Origin of the sequence: Saccharopolyspora taberi (genome assembly GCF_039534165.1) — a bacterium.
GTDB lineage: Bacteria > Actinomycetota > Actinomycetes > Mycobacteriales > Pseudonocardiaceae > Saccharopolyspora_D > Saccharopolyspora_D taberi.
Genome location: NZ_BAAAUX010000016.1, coordinates 473,864 through 486,594, shown reverse-complemented (window position 1 = coordinate 486,594; position 12,731 = coordinate 473,864). Strand labels below are relative to the sequence as shown.

The 12,731-nt window shown below is 72.2% G+C and carries 12 protein-coding genes; 1 reads left to right on the top strand and 11 read right to left on the bottom strand.

Annotated elements, in window-relative coordinates; translation table 11 throughout:
* Window position 1: 1 nt before the first annotated feature.
* The 11 genes from ABD691_RS21130 to pyrR all read right to left on the bottom strand — a co-directional run bounded on the left by ABD691_RS21130 (window position 2) and on the right by pyrR (window position 11,904).
* Window positions 2-475, bottom strand: a complete 474-nt coding sequence (locus ABD691_RS21130; RefSeq protein WP_344682282.1) for a hypothetical protein — start codon at window positions 473-475, stop codon at window positions 2-4.
* A complete protein-coding gene (locus ABD691_RS21125; RefSeq protein ID WP_344682280.1) occupies window positions 475-1,518 on the bottom strand; it encodes a serine/threonine-protein kinase in 1,044 nt (347 codons plus the stop codon). Before ABD691_RS21125 ends, ABD691_RS21130 begins: the two co-directional genes overlap by 1 nt.
* A 54-nt stretch (window positions 1,519-1,572) precedes the next feature.
* Window positions 1,573-2,238, bottom strand: a complete 666-nt coding sequence (locus ABD691_RS21120) for a hypothetical protein (RefSeq protein ID WP_344682278.1) — start codon at window positions 2,236-2,238, stop codon at window positions 1,573-1,575.
* On the bottom strand, window positions 2,235-2,948 hold the full coding sequence (locus ABD691_RS21115; RefSeq protein ID WP_344682277.1) for a hypothetical protein: 714 nt from the start codon (window positions 2,946-2,948) through the stop codon (window positions 2,235-2,237). The genes ABD691_RS21120 and ABD691_RS21115 overlap by 4 nt, the downstream gene beginning before the upstream one ends.
* 122 nt (window positions 2,949-3,070) lie before the next feature.
* Window positions 3,071-3,904, bottom strand: a complete 834-nt coding sequence (pyrF, locus tag ABD691_RS21110; protein WP_344682275.1) for an orotidine-5'-phosphate decarboxylase — start codon at window positions 3,902-3,904, stop codon at window positions 3,071-3,073.
* Window positions 3,901-7,254 carry a carbamoyl-phosphate synthase large subunit gene (carB, locus tag ABD691_RS21105; protein WP_344682274.1) on the bottom strand — a complete coding sequence of 1,118 codons (3,354 nt, stop codon included), beginning with the start codon at window positions 7,252-7,254 and terminating at the stop codon, window positions 3,901-3,903. The genes pyrF and carB overlap by 4 nt, the downstream gene beginning before the upstream one ends.
* The gene (gene carA, locus ABD691_RS21100) at window positions 7,254-8,375 is read right to left on the bottom strand and encodes a glutamine-hydrolyzing carbamoyl-phosphate synthase small subunit (protein ID WP_344682272.1); all 1,122 of its coding nucleotides are present in this window, start codon (window positions 8,373-8,375) and stop codon (window positions 7,254-7,256) included. The genes carB and carA overlap by 1 nt, the downstream gene beginning before the upstream one ends.
* Window positions 8,372-8,902, bottom strand: a complete 531-nt coding sequence (locus tag ABD691_RS21095) for a PH-like domain-containing protein (protein ID WP_344682270.1) — start codon at window positions 8,900-8,902, stop codon at window positions 8,372-8,374. Before ABD691_RS21095 ends, carA begins: the two co-directional genes overlap by 4 nt.
* Window positions 8,902-10,245 (bottom strand): dihydroorotase, encoded by a 1,344-nt coding sequence (locus tag ABD691_RS21090; protein WP_344682268.1) that lies wholly within the window; start codon window positions 10,243-10,245, stop codon window positions 8,902-8,904. The genes ABD691_RS21095 and ABD691_RS21090 overlap by 1 nt, the downstream gene beginning before the upstream one ends.
* A gap of 62 nt (window positions 10,246-10,307) precedes the next feature.
* Window positions 10,308-11,240: an aspartate carbamoyltransferase catalytic subunit gene (locus ABD691_RS21085; RefSeq protein ID WP_344682266.1), complete on the bottom strand. Its 933-nt coding sequence runs from the start codon at window positions 11,238-11,240 to the stop codon at window positions 10,308-10,310.
* A gap of 73 nt (window positions 11,241-11,313) precedes the next feature.
* On the bottom strand, window positions 11,314-11,904 hold the full coding sequence (pyrR, locus tag ABD691_RS21080; RefSeq protein WP_344682264.1) for a bifunctional pyr operon transcriptional regulator/uracil phosphoribosyltransferase PyrR: 591 nt from the start codon (window positions 11,902-11,904) through the stop codon (window positions 11,314-11,316).
* A gap of 305 nt (window positions 11,905-12,209) precedes the next feature.
* Between pyrR and bldD the strand changes: the two genes are divergently transcribed.
* Complete coding sequence (gene bldD, locus ABD691_RS21075) at window positions 12,210-12,698, top strand: transcriptional regulator BldD (RefSeq protein WP_009943043.1); 489 nt, start codon at window positions 12,210-12,212, stop codon at window positions 12,696-12,698.
* Window positions 12,699-12,731 lie beyond the last annotated feature (33 nt).

The following is a 12,731-nucleotide window of genomic DNA, read 5'->3' as shown; positions in this document are numbered from 1 at the left end:
CTCAGCCGTCCCGGCCGTGGTTTTCCAGCTGCTCCCGCAAGTGCTCCTCCCACTTCTTCTGCTGCTGCTCCCGGTGTTCCTCCTCGCGCTTCTCCTGCTCCTCGCGGCGCTCTTCCTCGCGATTCTGCTGCTCTTCCTGCCAGTCCGGGTCGGGTGTGGGGACGGTGACGGTCACCGGGGGCGGCGGCGCGGGGAGGTCCATGGTGGCGACGTCCTCGGCGACCCGGTCCGCGGCGGCGAGGACGGTGCTGGCGAACGCGGGGTCCATCCGGCCCTGCGCCTGAGCGGCGGCGATGGCGCGGGTCAGCTCGTTGAGCGCGGCTTCGGCGGCGGGGCGGTCGTGGTTCGTGGCGGCGGCCTTCACCGCGTCGACTCCGGCGACGAGCTGCTCGCGGACCTGCGGGTCCACTGCGGGCCGGGGCTGGCTCCCGCAGGCGGCGAGCAGGAACAGCAGGGGGATCAGGACGCGCTTCATCACCGCACCAGGCTTTCCAGGTTCGCGAGATCTTGCGGCAGCCGCTCGACGCCAGGTGCACCGGAAACCGCGGGCAGCTGCGGAACGGCGGCGGGCTCGGGTCGCTGGAGGAAGAACAGCAGCCCGATCAGCAGCGCCAGCGCGGCCACGCCCGCCAGCGGCCACCGCCACTTCCGCCCGCGCGGCTGGGCGGCGACCGGGGCCGGGAGCTGCCGGGTGTGCGGCCGGACCGGCTCGGTGACGGGGATGAGCTCCGTGGCCTCGCCGCTGAGCAGGTCCGCGCACTGCTCGGCGGACGGCCGCTGCTCGGGAGCCGCGGCCGTCATCGCCCGCAGCGCCGAGCGCAGCGGCTCGGGCAGCGTGTCGGGCACGTGCGGCGAGCGGGTCAACCGCGCCAGCGCCGCCTCGGTGCCGGAACCGGGGAACTCGGTGCGCCCGGTGACGCACTCCAGCAGCACGAGCCCGAGCGCGTAGACGTCGGTCGGGTGCCCGATGCCGCTGCCGTGCACCTGCTCGGGCGCCATGTAGGTCGCGGTGCCGAGGATGACCCCGGACGCGGTCATCCGGCCGACGGCGTCGATCAGCCTGGAGATCCCGAAGTCGGCGAGGAACACCCGCCCGTCGTTGCCGATCAGCACGTTCGACGGCTTGACGTCCCGGTGCACGATGCCGTTGTCGTGCACGTAGGTCAGCACGTCGGCGAGCCTGCGCCCGAGCTCGGCGACCTCGGCGGGCGGCATCGGCCCGGCCGCGATCACGTCGGCCAGGGTGCGCCCCTCCACCAGCTGCATGACCAGGTACAGCTCGTCACCGCTGGCGCTCGCGTCGAACACCGGCACCAGCCCGGGATGGCTCAGCCCGGCCAGCAGCCGCGCCTCCTCCTCGAACCGCTCACGACCGGTCCGGTCGGTGCCCTGCCGGAACACCTTGACCGCCACCACCCGCTCCAGCCGGGTGTCCATCGCCCGGTAGACGTCGGCCATGCCACCACCACCGAGGCAGGCGCCCAACCGGTAACGCCCGCCCAGCAAGCTCTCGACCATCGCCACCTCCAGCGCCCGACCATATTCGGTGCGCCGGAACGGCTTGCGCGGCGGTCACCGGCGCAGGTTCGTGTGCACCAGCTCGACGAGCTTCGGCGCGTCCGCGATGCGGAACTCCAGCACCGACCGGTCCGCGAACTCGATCCGGAAGAACTGCACCGGCACCGCCGCCCGCCCCAGTCCGGCACTGCTGAACCGCGCCACCTGCGCCGTCGGCCACTCCCACCACGGCTCCACCGGCGCGCCGTCCTCGGGCTTCGCCCCGGTGAGCGCTTTCGCCCGTCCCAGCAACCCGCCGAACCCGCTCGCGGGTTCCGGCTCGGTCTTCGCGGCGGCCAGCTCGTCGGCCTCGACGACGACCGCGACCCGCGAGGTGCTGCACACCAACCAGGCGAAGTGCTTTCCCGCCGCGAGCGCGCCGGCGCACCGCGCAGCCGCCCTGTCCGGCGCGTCGGCGTGGAACCAGCCCCAGACCGCGGGGTCGTGGACCCACTCGTCGGCGAGGAACTCACCCGCCTCCAGCGCCGGGTTCACGACCGGCCACGGCGGTTCCACCCCGTCGGCGGGCCCGGGCACCCGGTGCGGCACGTGGCGCCGACCGGCCACGGTCGCGCCGAGCCATCCCCGCTTGTGCTCGCCGCCCACCAGGAACAGCAGCTGCTCGCCGGGCAGGCACCAGTGGGTTTCCAACAGCTTCTGGAGCTTGAACCGGTCCCTCACAACCGCCCCTCGGACATCGCGACCAGACGTCGCACGGCTTCCTCGTCGCGGTGCGGGCTGATCTCCATCGCGGACCCGTCGGTGAACCGGATGCGCAGGTACCAGGCCCTGCTGGTGGTGTACTCGCGTCCGAGCTTGCGCTGGTGGGCGTCGAACCCGGCCAGCAGCCGCCGGTCGATCACCGCGTGCTCGCGGATCTCGGGCAGCGGCACCGGAACGCCCGGCTCGTGCTCCGGCTTGGAGGCGACGATGTCGCCGACGTCGCGGGCGAACTTCAGCGCGCCCTTGCCGAACCGCCTGGCCCAGGAACCTTCCGGCTCCTCCGGCTCCGCGGCAGGCACGTGCGGCGCCAGCCGGGCGAGGCGATGCGGGGTCAGCACCCAGAACCCGTGCCGCGCGACGGCCGCCGCCCGCGAGTACTCGGCGATCGCGGCGCACTCCGCGGCCGGACCGCTGAGGAAACCCGGCGGGTAGTCCTTGTGGTCGTCACCGCCGTCGTCGTCCATCACCGCGTCCACGACGTTGAGGATCCCGCCGCCGACCGCGCCGCCCACGCCCCGCACCGCGCGGGATCCCCAGCCGCGCAACGGATTCCCGCTCTCGTCGAGCCCGGGGACGTCGTAGCGGTAGTCCAGCCCGGAGGCGGCGCACCACAGGATCGGCTCCCCCGGCCCGCACCACTGCCGCCGGATCGCCAGCACAGCGATCACGAAATCCCCCTCCCCGACGCGAACGGGGGAATTCTGCCAAACCACACCGGGGGAATCAGGGGGTTCCGATCACAAAAAACGGGGCGCCCCCGCCGAGCGGAGGCGCCCCGTTGCCGGAACCGTCAGAGCAGCAGCCCGGCCAGTTCGTCGCGCACGCGGTGTGCTGCCGAGCGCAGGCCGTCGACGGACGGGCCGTGCCGCAGGACGTCGCGCGCGGTGGCGGGCAGGACCTGCGGCAGGGCCGGGCCGAACACCGCGCGCAGGTCGTCGACCGTCGCGCCCTGGGCGCCCAGGCCGGGCGCCAGGATCGGGCCGTTGAGCCGGGAGAAGTCCAGCTCGCCCGGGCGGATCGTGGCACCGGCGACGACCCCGACGTGGCCCATCGGGTCGGCGCCCGCGTTGGTCTCCGCCGCGGAGTCCACGATGGACTGGCCGATGGAGCGGCCGCTGTCGCGCAGGCAGCGCTGGAGTTCCGCGCCCTCCGGGTTCGAGGTGCGGGCCAGCACGATCACGCCCCGGCCGGTCTGCTCGGCGATGCCGATCGCCGGGGCCAGCGAGCCGTAGCCCAGGTACGGCGAGACCGTGATCGCGTCCGCCGCCAGCGGCGAGTGCTCGTCGAGGTAGGCCATCGCGTAGGCGGTCATCGTGGAGCCGATGTCGCCGCGCTTGACGTCGAGCAGCACCAGCGCGCCCGCCTCCCGGGCCTCGGCGATCACCCGCTCCAGCACCGCCACGCCCGCCGAGCCGTGCACCTCGAAGAACGCCGACTGCGGCTTGAGCACCGCGACCTCACCGGCCAGCGCCTCCACCGCGGTCAGCGCGAAGCGCTCCAGCCCGCGCGCGTCCTCGGCGAGGTTCCAGGCGTGCAGCAGCGCCGGATGCGGGTCGATGCCCACGCACAGCGGACCCCGCGCCGCCATCGCCTCGGCCAGCCGCTTGCCGAACCCGGCGATCACCGCTGCTCACCGCCCTGCCGCAGCGCCGCCTGCAGCGCCTGCAGCGGGCGGACGCCGATGTTGCCCCGGATCGCGGCCTCGATGCCCTGCACGGCCGCCGCCGCGCCCTGCACCGTGGTGATGCACGGGATGTCCCGCGACACCGCGGCCGTGCGGATCTCGTAGCCGTCCACGCGCGGGCCCGGGTTGCCGTACGGGGTGTTGATCACCATGTCGACCTCGCCCGCCCTGATGAGGTCGATGACGTCGCGCTCGTCGGCAGTGGACTCCCCGTTGGGCTCTTCGTTGTGCTTGCGGACGACGCTGCACGGGATTCCGTTGCGCCGCAGCACTTCCGAGGTCCCGGTGGTGGCCAGGATCTCGAAGCCGAGGTCGGCCAGCCGCTTGACCGGGAAGACCATCGACCGCTTGTCCTTGTTGGCCACCGAGACGAACACCCGCCCCGAGGTCGGCAGGGAACCGTAGGCGCCCGCCTGGGACTTGGCGAACGCCTGCCCGAAGGAGGTGTCGATGCCCATGACCTCGCCGGTGGACTTCATCTCCGGCCCCAGCAGCGAGTCCACGCCGTGGCCCTCGGGAGTGCGGAACCGGTGGAACGGCAGCACCGCCTCCTTGACCGCGACCGGCGCGTCGATCGGCAGGTCCGCGCCGTCGCCGACGGCGGGCAGCACGCCCTCCGAGCGCAGGTCGGCGATCTTGGCGCCGAGCATGATCCGCGCGGCGGCCTTGGCCAGCGGCGCGGCGGTCGCCTTCGACACGAACGGCACCGTCCGCGACGCCCGCGGGTTGGCCTCAAGCACGTAGAGCACGTCGTCCTTGAGCGCGTACTGCACGTTGAGCAGGCCGTGCACGCCGATGCCGCGCGCGATGGCCTCGGTGGACCTGCGCACCTTCTCGATGTCCTGGCGCCCCAGCGTGATCGGCGGCAGCGCGCAGGCCGAGTCGCCGGAGTGGATGCCGGCTTCCTCGATGTGCTCCATCACGCCGCCGAGGTAGACGTCGGTGCCGTCGCACAGCGCGTCCACGTCGATCTCGATGGCGTCGTCGAGGAAGTTGTCCACCAGCACCGGGTGTTCCGGGGTGACCTCGGTGGCGCGGGCGATGTAGTTCTCCAGCGACGGCTCGTCGTAGACGATCTCCATGCCGCGCCCGCCGAGCACGTAGGACGGGCGCACCAGCACCGGGTAGCCGATCTCGTCGGCGATGCGCTTGGCGCCCTCGAACGACGTCGCCATGCCGTACTTCGGCGCGGGCAGCCCGGCCCCGGCCAGCACGTCGCCGAACGCGCCGCGCTCCTCGGCCAGGTGGATCGCTTCCGGCGGGGTGCCCACGATCGGCACCCCGGCGTCGGCCAGCCGCTGCGCCAGGCCCAGCGGGGTCTGGCCGCCGAGCTGCACGATCACGCCCGCGACGGTGCCCGAGCGCTGCTCGGAGTGCACGACCTCCAGCACGTCCTCGAAGGTCAGCGGCTCGAAGTAGAGGCGGTCCGAGGTGTCGTAGTCGGTCGAGACCGTCTCCGGGTTGCAGTTGACCATCACGGTCTCGAACCCGGCGGCCCGCAGCGACTGCGCCGCGTGCACGCAGGAGTAGTCGAACTCGATGCCCTGCCCGATCCGGTTCGGCCCGGAACCGAGGATGATCACCTTCGGCTTCTCGCGCTGCTCGGTGACCTCGGTCTCGGCCGCCGGGTCCGACTCGTAGGCCGAGTAGTGGTACGGCGTGCGGGCCGCGAACTCGGCCGCGCAGGTGTCGACGGTCTTGTAGACCGGCCGCACACCCAGCTTGTGCCGCAGCGTCCGGACCCCGTCCTCGCCCGCCAACTCGGTGCGCAGCGCGGCGATCTGCCGGTCCGACAGCCCCGCGCGCTTCGCGCGGCGCAGCAGCACGGCGTCGAGCACCGGCGCCTCGACCAGCTCGGCGCGCAGCTCGACCCACGCCGCGATCTGGTCGACGAACCACGGGTCGATGCCCGAAGCCTCGTGCACCTGCTCGACGGTCGCGCCGAGCCGCAGCGCGCGCTCCACCGTGTACAGACGCCCGTCGTGCGCGGTGCGCAGAGCGTCCAAAGTGGAGTCGAGGTCGACGGCCCCGGGGTCCGTGCCCGGAGCGGAGTCGGGCGCCGTCCAGAAGCCGACTGCCTTCGTCTCCATCGACCGCAGTGCCTTGCCGAAGGCCTCGGAGAAGCTGCGGCCCAGCGCCATCGCCTCGCCGACGCTCTTCATCGTCGTGGTCAGCGTCGGGTCGGCACCGGGGAACTTCTCGAAGGCGAACCGCGGCACCTTCACCACGACGTAGTCCAGCGTCGGCTCGAAGCTGGCCGGGGTCTCGCCGGTGATGTCGTTGGTGATCTCGTCCAGGGTGTAGCCGATGGCCAGCTTCGCGGCGATCTTGGCGATCGGGAAGCCGGTCGCCTTCGACGCCAGCGCCGAGGAGCGCGACACCCGCGGGTTCATCTCGATCACGACCATCCGCCCGGTGTCCGGGTGGATCGCGAACTGGATGTTGCAGCCGCCGGTGTCCACCCCGACCTCGCGCAGCACCGCGATGCCGACGTTGCGCATGTGCTGGTACTCGCGGTCGGTCAGCGTCATCGCCGGGGCGACGGTCACCGAGTCACCGGTGTGCACGCCCATCGGGTCGATGTTCTCGATGGAGCAGATGACCACCACGTTGTCGGCGTGGTCGCGCATCAGCTCCAGCTCGTACTCCTTCCACCCGAGCACGCTCTCCTCGATGAGCACCTCGTGCACGGGCGACTCGGTCAGCCCCAGCGAGGCCATCCGCTCCAGTTCCTCGTGCGTGTGCGCCATCCCGGAACCGAGGCCGCCCATGGTGAAGCTGGGCCGGATGACCACCGGCAGGCTGTGCTCGGCGACGAAGTCGCGGACCTCGTCCATCGACTTGCAGACCGCGCTCTCGGGCACCTCGCCGCCGATGGCGCGCACGATGTCCTTGAACCGCTGGCGGTCCTCACCGCGCTCGATCGCGTCGATGTCGGCGCCGATGAGCTCCACGCCGTACTTCTCCAGCACGCCGCGCTCGTGCAGCGCCATCGCGGTGTTGAGCGCGGTCTGCCCGCCCAGCGTCGCGAGCAGCGCGTCCGGCCGCTCGGCCTCGATGACCTTCTCGACGAACTCCGGGGTGATCGGCTCGACGTAGGTCGCGTCGGCGAACTCCGGGTCGGTCATGATCGTCGCCGGGTTGGAGTTGACCAGGCTGACCCGGATCCCCTCCTCGCGCAGCACCCGGCACGCCTGGGTGCCGGAGTAGTCGAACTCGCACGCCTGGCCGATCACGATCGGACCGGAGCCGATGACCAGAACGTGGTTGATATCAGTCCTCTTGGGCATCAGCGGGTCTCCGTCATCAGATCAACGAACTGGTCGAACAGCGGCGCCGCGTCGTGCGGACCGGCCGCCGCCTCCGGGTGGTACTGCACGCTGAACGCCGGGCCGTCGAGCAGCCTGAGGCCCTCGACCGAGCCGTCGTTGGCGCAGTGGTGGCTGACCATCGCCCGGCCGAAGTCGGTGTCGAACCGCTCCCCCGGCTCGCCCTCGACGGCGAAGCCGTGGTTCTGCGCGGTGATCGCCACCTTGCCGGTCTCGGCGTCGATGACCGGGATGTTGATGCCCCGGTGGCCGTAGCGCAGCTTGTAGGTGCCCCGGCCCAGCGCGCGGCCGAGGATCTGGTTGCCGAAGCAGATGCCGAACAGCGGCAGCTTGCGGTCCAGCACCTGCCGGGTCAGCTCGACCTGCTGGTCGGTGGTGGCCGGGTCGCCCGGACCGTTGGACAGGAACACGCCGTCCGGGTTCACCGAAAGCACCTCGTCCAAACTGGACGACAGCGGGAGCACGTGCACCTCGATGCCGCGCTGGGCCATCATCCGCGGGGTGTTGGACTTGATGCCCAGGTCCAGCGCGGCGACGGTGAACCGCTTCTCGCCGACCGCCGGGACCACGTAGGGCTCGGCGGTGGTGACGTCACCGGCCAGGTCGGCGCCGACCATGCCCGCGCTGGCCACGACCTTGTCCACCATCTCCTCGTCGGAGCGGATGTCGTGGCCGGAGAAGATCCCGCCGCGCATCGCGCCGAACTCGCGGACGTGGCGGGTCAGGGTCCGGGTGTCCAGGCCGGAGATGCCGACGATCCCCTGCCGCTGGAGCTCGTCGTCGAGCGAACGGCGGGAGCGCCAGTTCGACGGGACGCGGGCGGGGTCGCGCACCGCGTAGCCTGCGACCCAGATCCGGGCGGACTCGTCGTCCTCGTCGTTCCAGCCGGTGTTGCCGATCTGCGGCGCGGTCTGCACCACGATCTGGCGGTGGTAGGAGGGGTCGGTCAGCGTCTCCTGGTAGCCGGTCATCCCGGTGGAGAACACCACCTCGCCCAGGGTGTGGCCGACGGCTCCGTAGGGCTCGCCCCGGAAGATCCGGCCGTCCTCAAGCACCAGTGCCGCAGAGGTGTGCGCGGTCATCGTTGTTCCTCCCGCCGCGTGCCCGCGGTCTCGTCCCGGGTGGCCAGTGCCCGCACTGCCTCGACCCAGTCGTTGTGCACTTCCTTGTCATCGCAGCGGAATCCGGTGTCCAGCCGCTGCTGTCCGAGCCGCCAGGTGATCACCAGCAGTCCCGCTCCCGGCACCACCTTGTTGGCCAGCTTGTGGTCCGCCCTGGCGTCCACGAAGGACTCCGCGGGGATCCACAGCGGACTCGCGCCGTCGCGCTCCACCAGCAGCCCGGACCGGTGCAGGCGCACCGTCCCGCCCGCTCGGTGGCCGATGTCGCCGACCGCGATCCGGTCCTGCCAGTCACCGGCCGTCGTGGTGCCCACGTACATGCCGGTGGCCGCGGGCAGCAGCGCCTCGCCCGCGTCGTCGGGCACCGCCGGGAAGTCCGGCAGCAGCGCGGCCTGCCTGCGGGCCCGGTTGCGCCAGCCCCGCCACATCGCGAAGAACACCAGCCCGGCCAGCACCGCCATGCCGAGCACCCACAGGAAGCGTTCCATCAGCGCCTCACCTTGCCCTCGGCCGCCGTGATCCGCCCGCGCAGCAGCGTGGCCACGACCCGGCCCGGCAGCTCCATGTCCTCGTAGGGGGAGTTCGCCGCGATGCTGGCCAGCTCCGCCCCGCGGACCGTCCAGCGCGCCCGCGGGTCGACCAGGACCAGGTTCGCGGGCTCGCCGACGGCGACCGGGCGGCCCTGGTCGGCCAGCCCGGCGATCTCGGCGGGCCGCTCGCTGAGCACCCGCGCCACCCCGCGCCAGTCCAGCAAGCCCGGCTCGACCATGGTGGCGACCACGACGCCGAGCGCGGTCTGCAGGCCCAGCATGCCCGGCCGGGCCGCGGACCACTCGCAGCACTTGTCCTGCTCGGCGTGCGGCGCGTGGTCGGTGGCCACGCAGTCCACGGTGCCGTCGGCCAGCGCCTGCCGCAGGGCGCGCACGTCGTCGTCGGTGCGCAGCGGCGGGTTGACCTTGTTGACCGGGTCGTAGCTGCTCAGCCGGTCGTCGGTGAGCAGCAGGTGGTGCGGGGTGACCTCGGCCGAGACCCGGCCCGGCCGGTCCTGCGACTTCCACCAGCGCAGGATCTCGGCGGTCCCGGCGGTCGAGACGTGGCAGACGTGCAGCGAGCCGCCGGTGTGCCCGGCCAGCAGGCAGTCGCGGGCGACGATCGCCTCCTCCGCGGGGGCTGGCCAGCCTGCCAGCCCCAGCCGGGCGGCGTTGGCGCCCTCGTGCGCCTGCGCGCCGACGGTCAGCCGCGGCTCCTCGGCGTGCTGGGCGACCACGCCGCCGAGCGTCCTGGTGTACTCCAGCGCGCGGCGCATGATCAGCGGGTCGTGCACGCACTTCCCGTCGTCGGAGAACACCCGCACGTTCGCGCCCGAGCGGGCCATCGTGCCCAGCTCGGCCAGCTTCTCGCCGTCGAGCCCGACCGTGACCGCGCCCACCGGGTGGACGTCGACCAGCCCGACCTCCTGGCCGCGGCGCCACACGTGCTCGACGATCACCGCGTTGTCGGCGACCGGATCGGTGTTGGCCATGGCGAACACGGCGGTGTAGCCGCCGAGCGCCGCGGCCGTGGAGCCGGTCTCGATCGTCTCGGTGTCCTCGCGCCCCGGCTCCCGCAGGTGCGTGTGCAGGTCGACGAAGCCCGGCAGCACGACCGCGCCTTCGGCGTGCACGATCTCGTCGGCGTCGACCTCCAGGCCCGAGCCGATCCCGGCGATCACTCCGCCGTCGACCAGCAGGTCGACCGGCTCGCCCTCGCCGTAGGGGCGGACGTCCTTCAGCAGCACCCGGCGCTGAGCCGCCTCTCCGCGATTGACAGTGGTGGTTGCGTGTCGAGGCATCTCTTGTTCCGAGGTTTCCGCTGGGTACCTTGCGTCACGGTCCCCTGAGGTGCGGTTGCTGCTCATGCCGCGATCTCCTCTCCGGCCAGGAGGTGGTAGAGCACCGCCATGCGCACGTGCACCCCGTTGCGCACCTGCTCGGTGATGGCGGCCCTCGGCGAATCGGCCACGGCGGCGGCGATCTCCATGCCGCGCAGCATCGGGCCGGGGTGCAGCACGACGGCGTGCTCAGGCAGGCGGGCGAGCCTGGCCTCGTTCATGCCGTAGGCGATCGAGTACTCGCGGGCGGACGGGAAGAACCCGCCGTGCATCCGCTCGGCCTGCACCCGCAGCAGCATCACCGCGTCGAGCCCGGGCAGTTCCGGATCGAGCTCGTGCCGGACCGGCGCGCCCCAGGACTCGATGCCCGCGGGGACCAGCGTCGGCGGCGCGATGAGCACCACCTCGGCGCCGAGCGTGCGCAGCAGGTGCACGTTGGACCGCGCGACCCGGCTGTGCAGCAGGTCGCCGACGATCCCGATCCGCTTGCCCGCCAGCTCGCCCAGCCGCTCCCGCAGCGTCGCCGCGTCCAGCAGCGCCTGCGTCGGGTGCTCGTGCATGCCGTCGCCGGCGTTGACGACCTGGGTGCCGGTCGGCTCCAGCCACTGCGCCAGCCGTTGCGCGGCGCCGGAGGCCGGGTGCCGGACGATGACGCAGTCCGCGCCCGCGGCCGACAGCGTCAGCGCGGTGTCGCGCAGCGACTCGCCCTTGCCGACCGACGAGCCGCCCGCCGACACGTTGATCACGTCGGCGCTCATCCACTTGCCCGCGACCTCGAAGGACACCCGGGTGCGGGTGGAGTTCTCGTAGAACATCGTGACCACGGTCCGGCCGCGCAGCGTCGGCAGCTTGCGGACCTCGCGGCCCAGCAGCGTCTGCTTGAGGGTGCCCGCGGTGTCGAGCACGCTCGTCGCGGTCGCCGCGTCCAGGCCCTCTGTGGACAGCAGGTGTCGCATCAGCGCTCCTCGGGGTACTGCGGGACACCCGCACCCGGTCGGGCCTGATGAACCGAAGAGACAGCGTGGCCCATCAGCCCTCCCCTCCCTGCCGCCGCAGCACCACGGCGTCGGCGCCGTCCACTTCGGAGAGGCGGACGGCGACGTCCTCGGTGCGCGAGGTCGGCACGTTCTTGCCGACGTAGTCGGCGCGGATCGGCAGCTCCCGGTGGCCGCGGTCGACCAGCACCGCCAGCTGCACCGCGCGCGGGCGGCCCTGGTCGCGCAGGGCGTCGAGGGCGGCGCGGACGGTCCGGCCGGAGAACAGGACGTCGTCGACCAGCACGACCAGCGCGTTGTCCACGCCCTCGGCCGGCAGGCTGCTGGGTTCGAGCGGGCGGTTGGGGCGCTGCCGCAGGTCGTCGCGGTAGAGCGTGATGTCGAGGGTGCCGGTGGGAACCGTCACCCCGCTGAACTCGCTGATCCTGCCCGCCAGCCGGGCGGCCAGCGGGGCGCCGCGGCTGGGGATGCCGAGCAGGACGACGCCGCTGCCGCCGGTGTCCAGCGCGGTCTTCTCGATGATCTGGTGCGCGATCCTGGCTATCGTGCGCGCAACGTCACCGGCCGAGAGCAGCTCTCGCTCCTCGACCGGATCCGCCGCGCCCGCCGGTAGGCGTGACGCCACGGTGGACCTCCTTCCCCGCCTCACTGGACGGGTCCTTAAAGGATGGTGTGGAGCCCTCCGTCCAACCGGAGGGCCGGGGGCCCGCGACCACTCGCGACTCCGGTGCTCGCCGGGCTCGCCTTGTACGCTATCAATGCGTCCAGGTCAATCGTCCGGGTGGTGTGGTGGTACTCGCCCCGCTGCGAACGAAGACCAACTTGACCTGGTGACGCTCGCGAGCGAACATTACTCTCCGTATCGATCTGAACTTGCCTCCTCGGCATCCGGTATCGGCTGACGGGGCGAATGAAACGGAGAAACGCCACATGGGCGACTACGCCAAGGCGCTGGGCGGCAAGCTCCGCGCTATCCGCCAGCAGCAAGGTCTCTCGCTGCACGGCGTCGAGCAGAAGTCAGGCGGGCGGTGGAAGGCCGTGGTCGTCGGGTCCTATGAACGTGGCGACCGCGCGGTGACCGTGCAGAAGCTGGCCGAACTGGCCGACTTCTACGGGGTTCCGGTCGCGGAGCTGCTCCCGGAGGGACGGGTGCCCTCCGGCGCCGAGCCCGCCACCAAGGTTGTGATCAACCTGGAACGGCTGCAACAGCTTCCGGCCGAGAAGGTCGGGCCGCTGGCCCGCTACGCGGCCACCATCCAGAGCCAGCGCGGCGACTACAACGGCAAGGTGCTGTCCATCCGCACCGAGGACCTGCGATCACTGGCCATCATCTACGACATGACGCCCGGCGAGCTCACCGAGCAGCTCATCGACTGGGGCGTGCTCCCGCCCGAAGCGCGCCCGGCTCGGGAGGAGTGAGAAAACGCCGGAGGCCCCACCCGATCGGGTGGG

Excerpts from the sequence above, each read along its gene's own strand:
- ABD691_RS21130 (WP_344682282.1), bottom strand. The coding sequence starts at position 475 with ATGAAGCGCGTCCTGATCCCCCTGCTGTTCCTGCTCGCCGCCTGCGGG.
- ABD691_RS21085 (WP_344682266.1), bottom strand. The coding sequence starts at position 11,240 with ATGCGACACCTGCTGTCCACAGAGGGCCTGGACGCGGCGACCGCGACG.
- carA (WP_344682272.1), bottom strand. The coding sequence starts at position 8,375 with ATGACCGCGCACACCTCTGCGGCACTGGTGCTTGAGGACGGCCGGATC.
- ABD691_RS21095 (WP_344682270.1), bottom strand. The coding sequence starts at position 8,902 with ATGGAACGCTTCCTGTGGGTGCTCGGCATGGCGGTGCTGGCCGGGCTG.
- carB (WP_344682274.1), bottom strand. The coding sequence starts at position 7,254 with ATGCCCAAGAGGACTGATATCAACCACGTTCTGGTCATCGGCTCCGGT.
- ABD691_RS21090 (WP_344682268.1), bottom strand. The coding sequence starts at position 10,245 with ATGCCTCGACACGCAACCACCACTGTCAATCGCGGAGAGGCGGCTCAG.
- ABD691_RS21125 (WP_344682280.1), bottom strand. The coding sequence starts at position 1,518 with ATGGTCGAGAGCTTGCTGGGCGGGCGTTACCGGTTGGGCGCCTGCCTC.
- bldD (WP_009943043.1), top strand. The coding sequence starts at position 12,210 with ATGGGCGACTACGCCAAGGCGCTGGGCGGCAAGCTCCGCGCTATCCGC.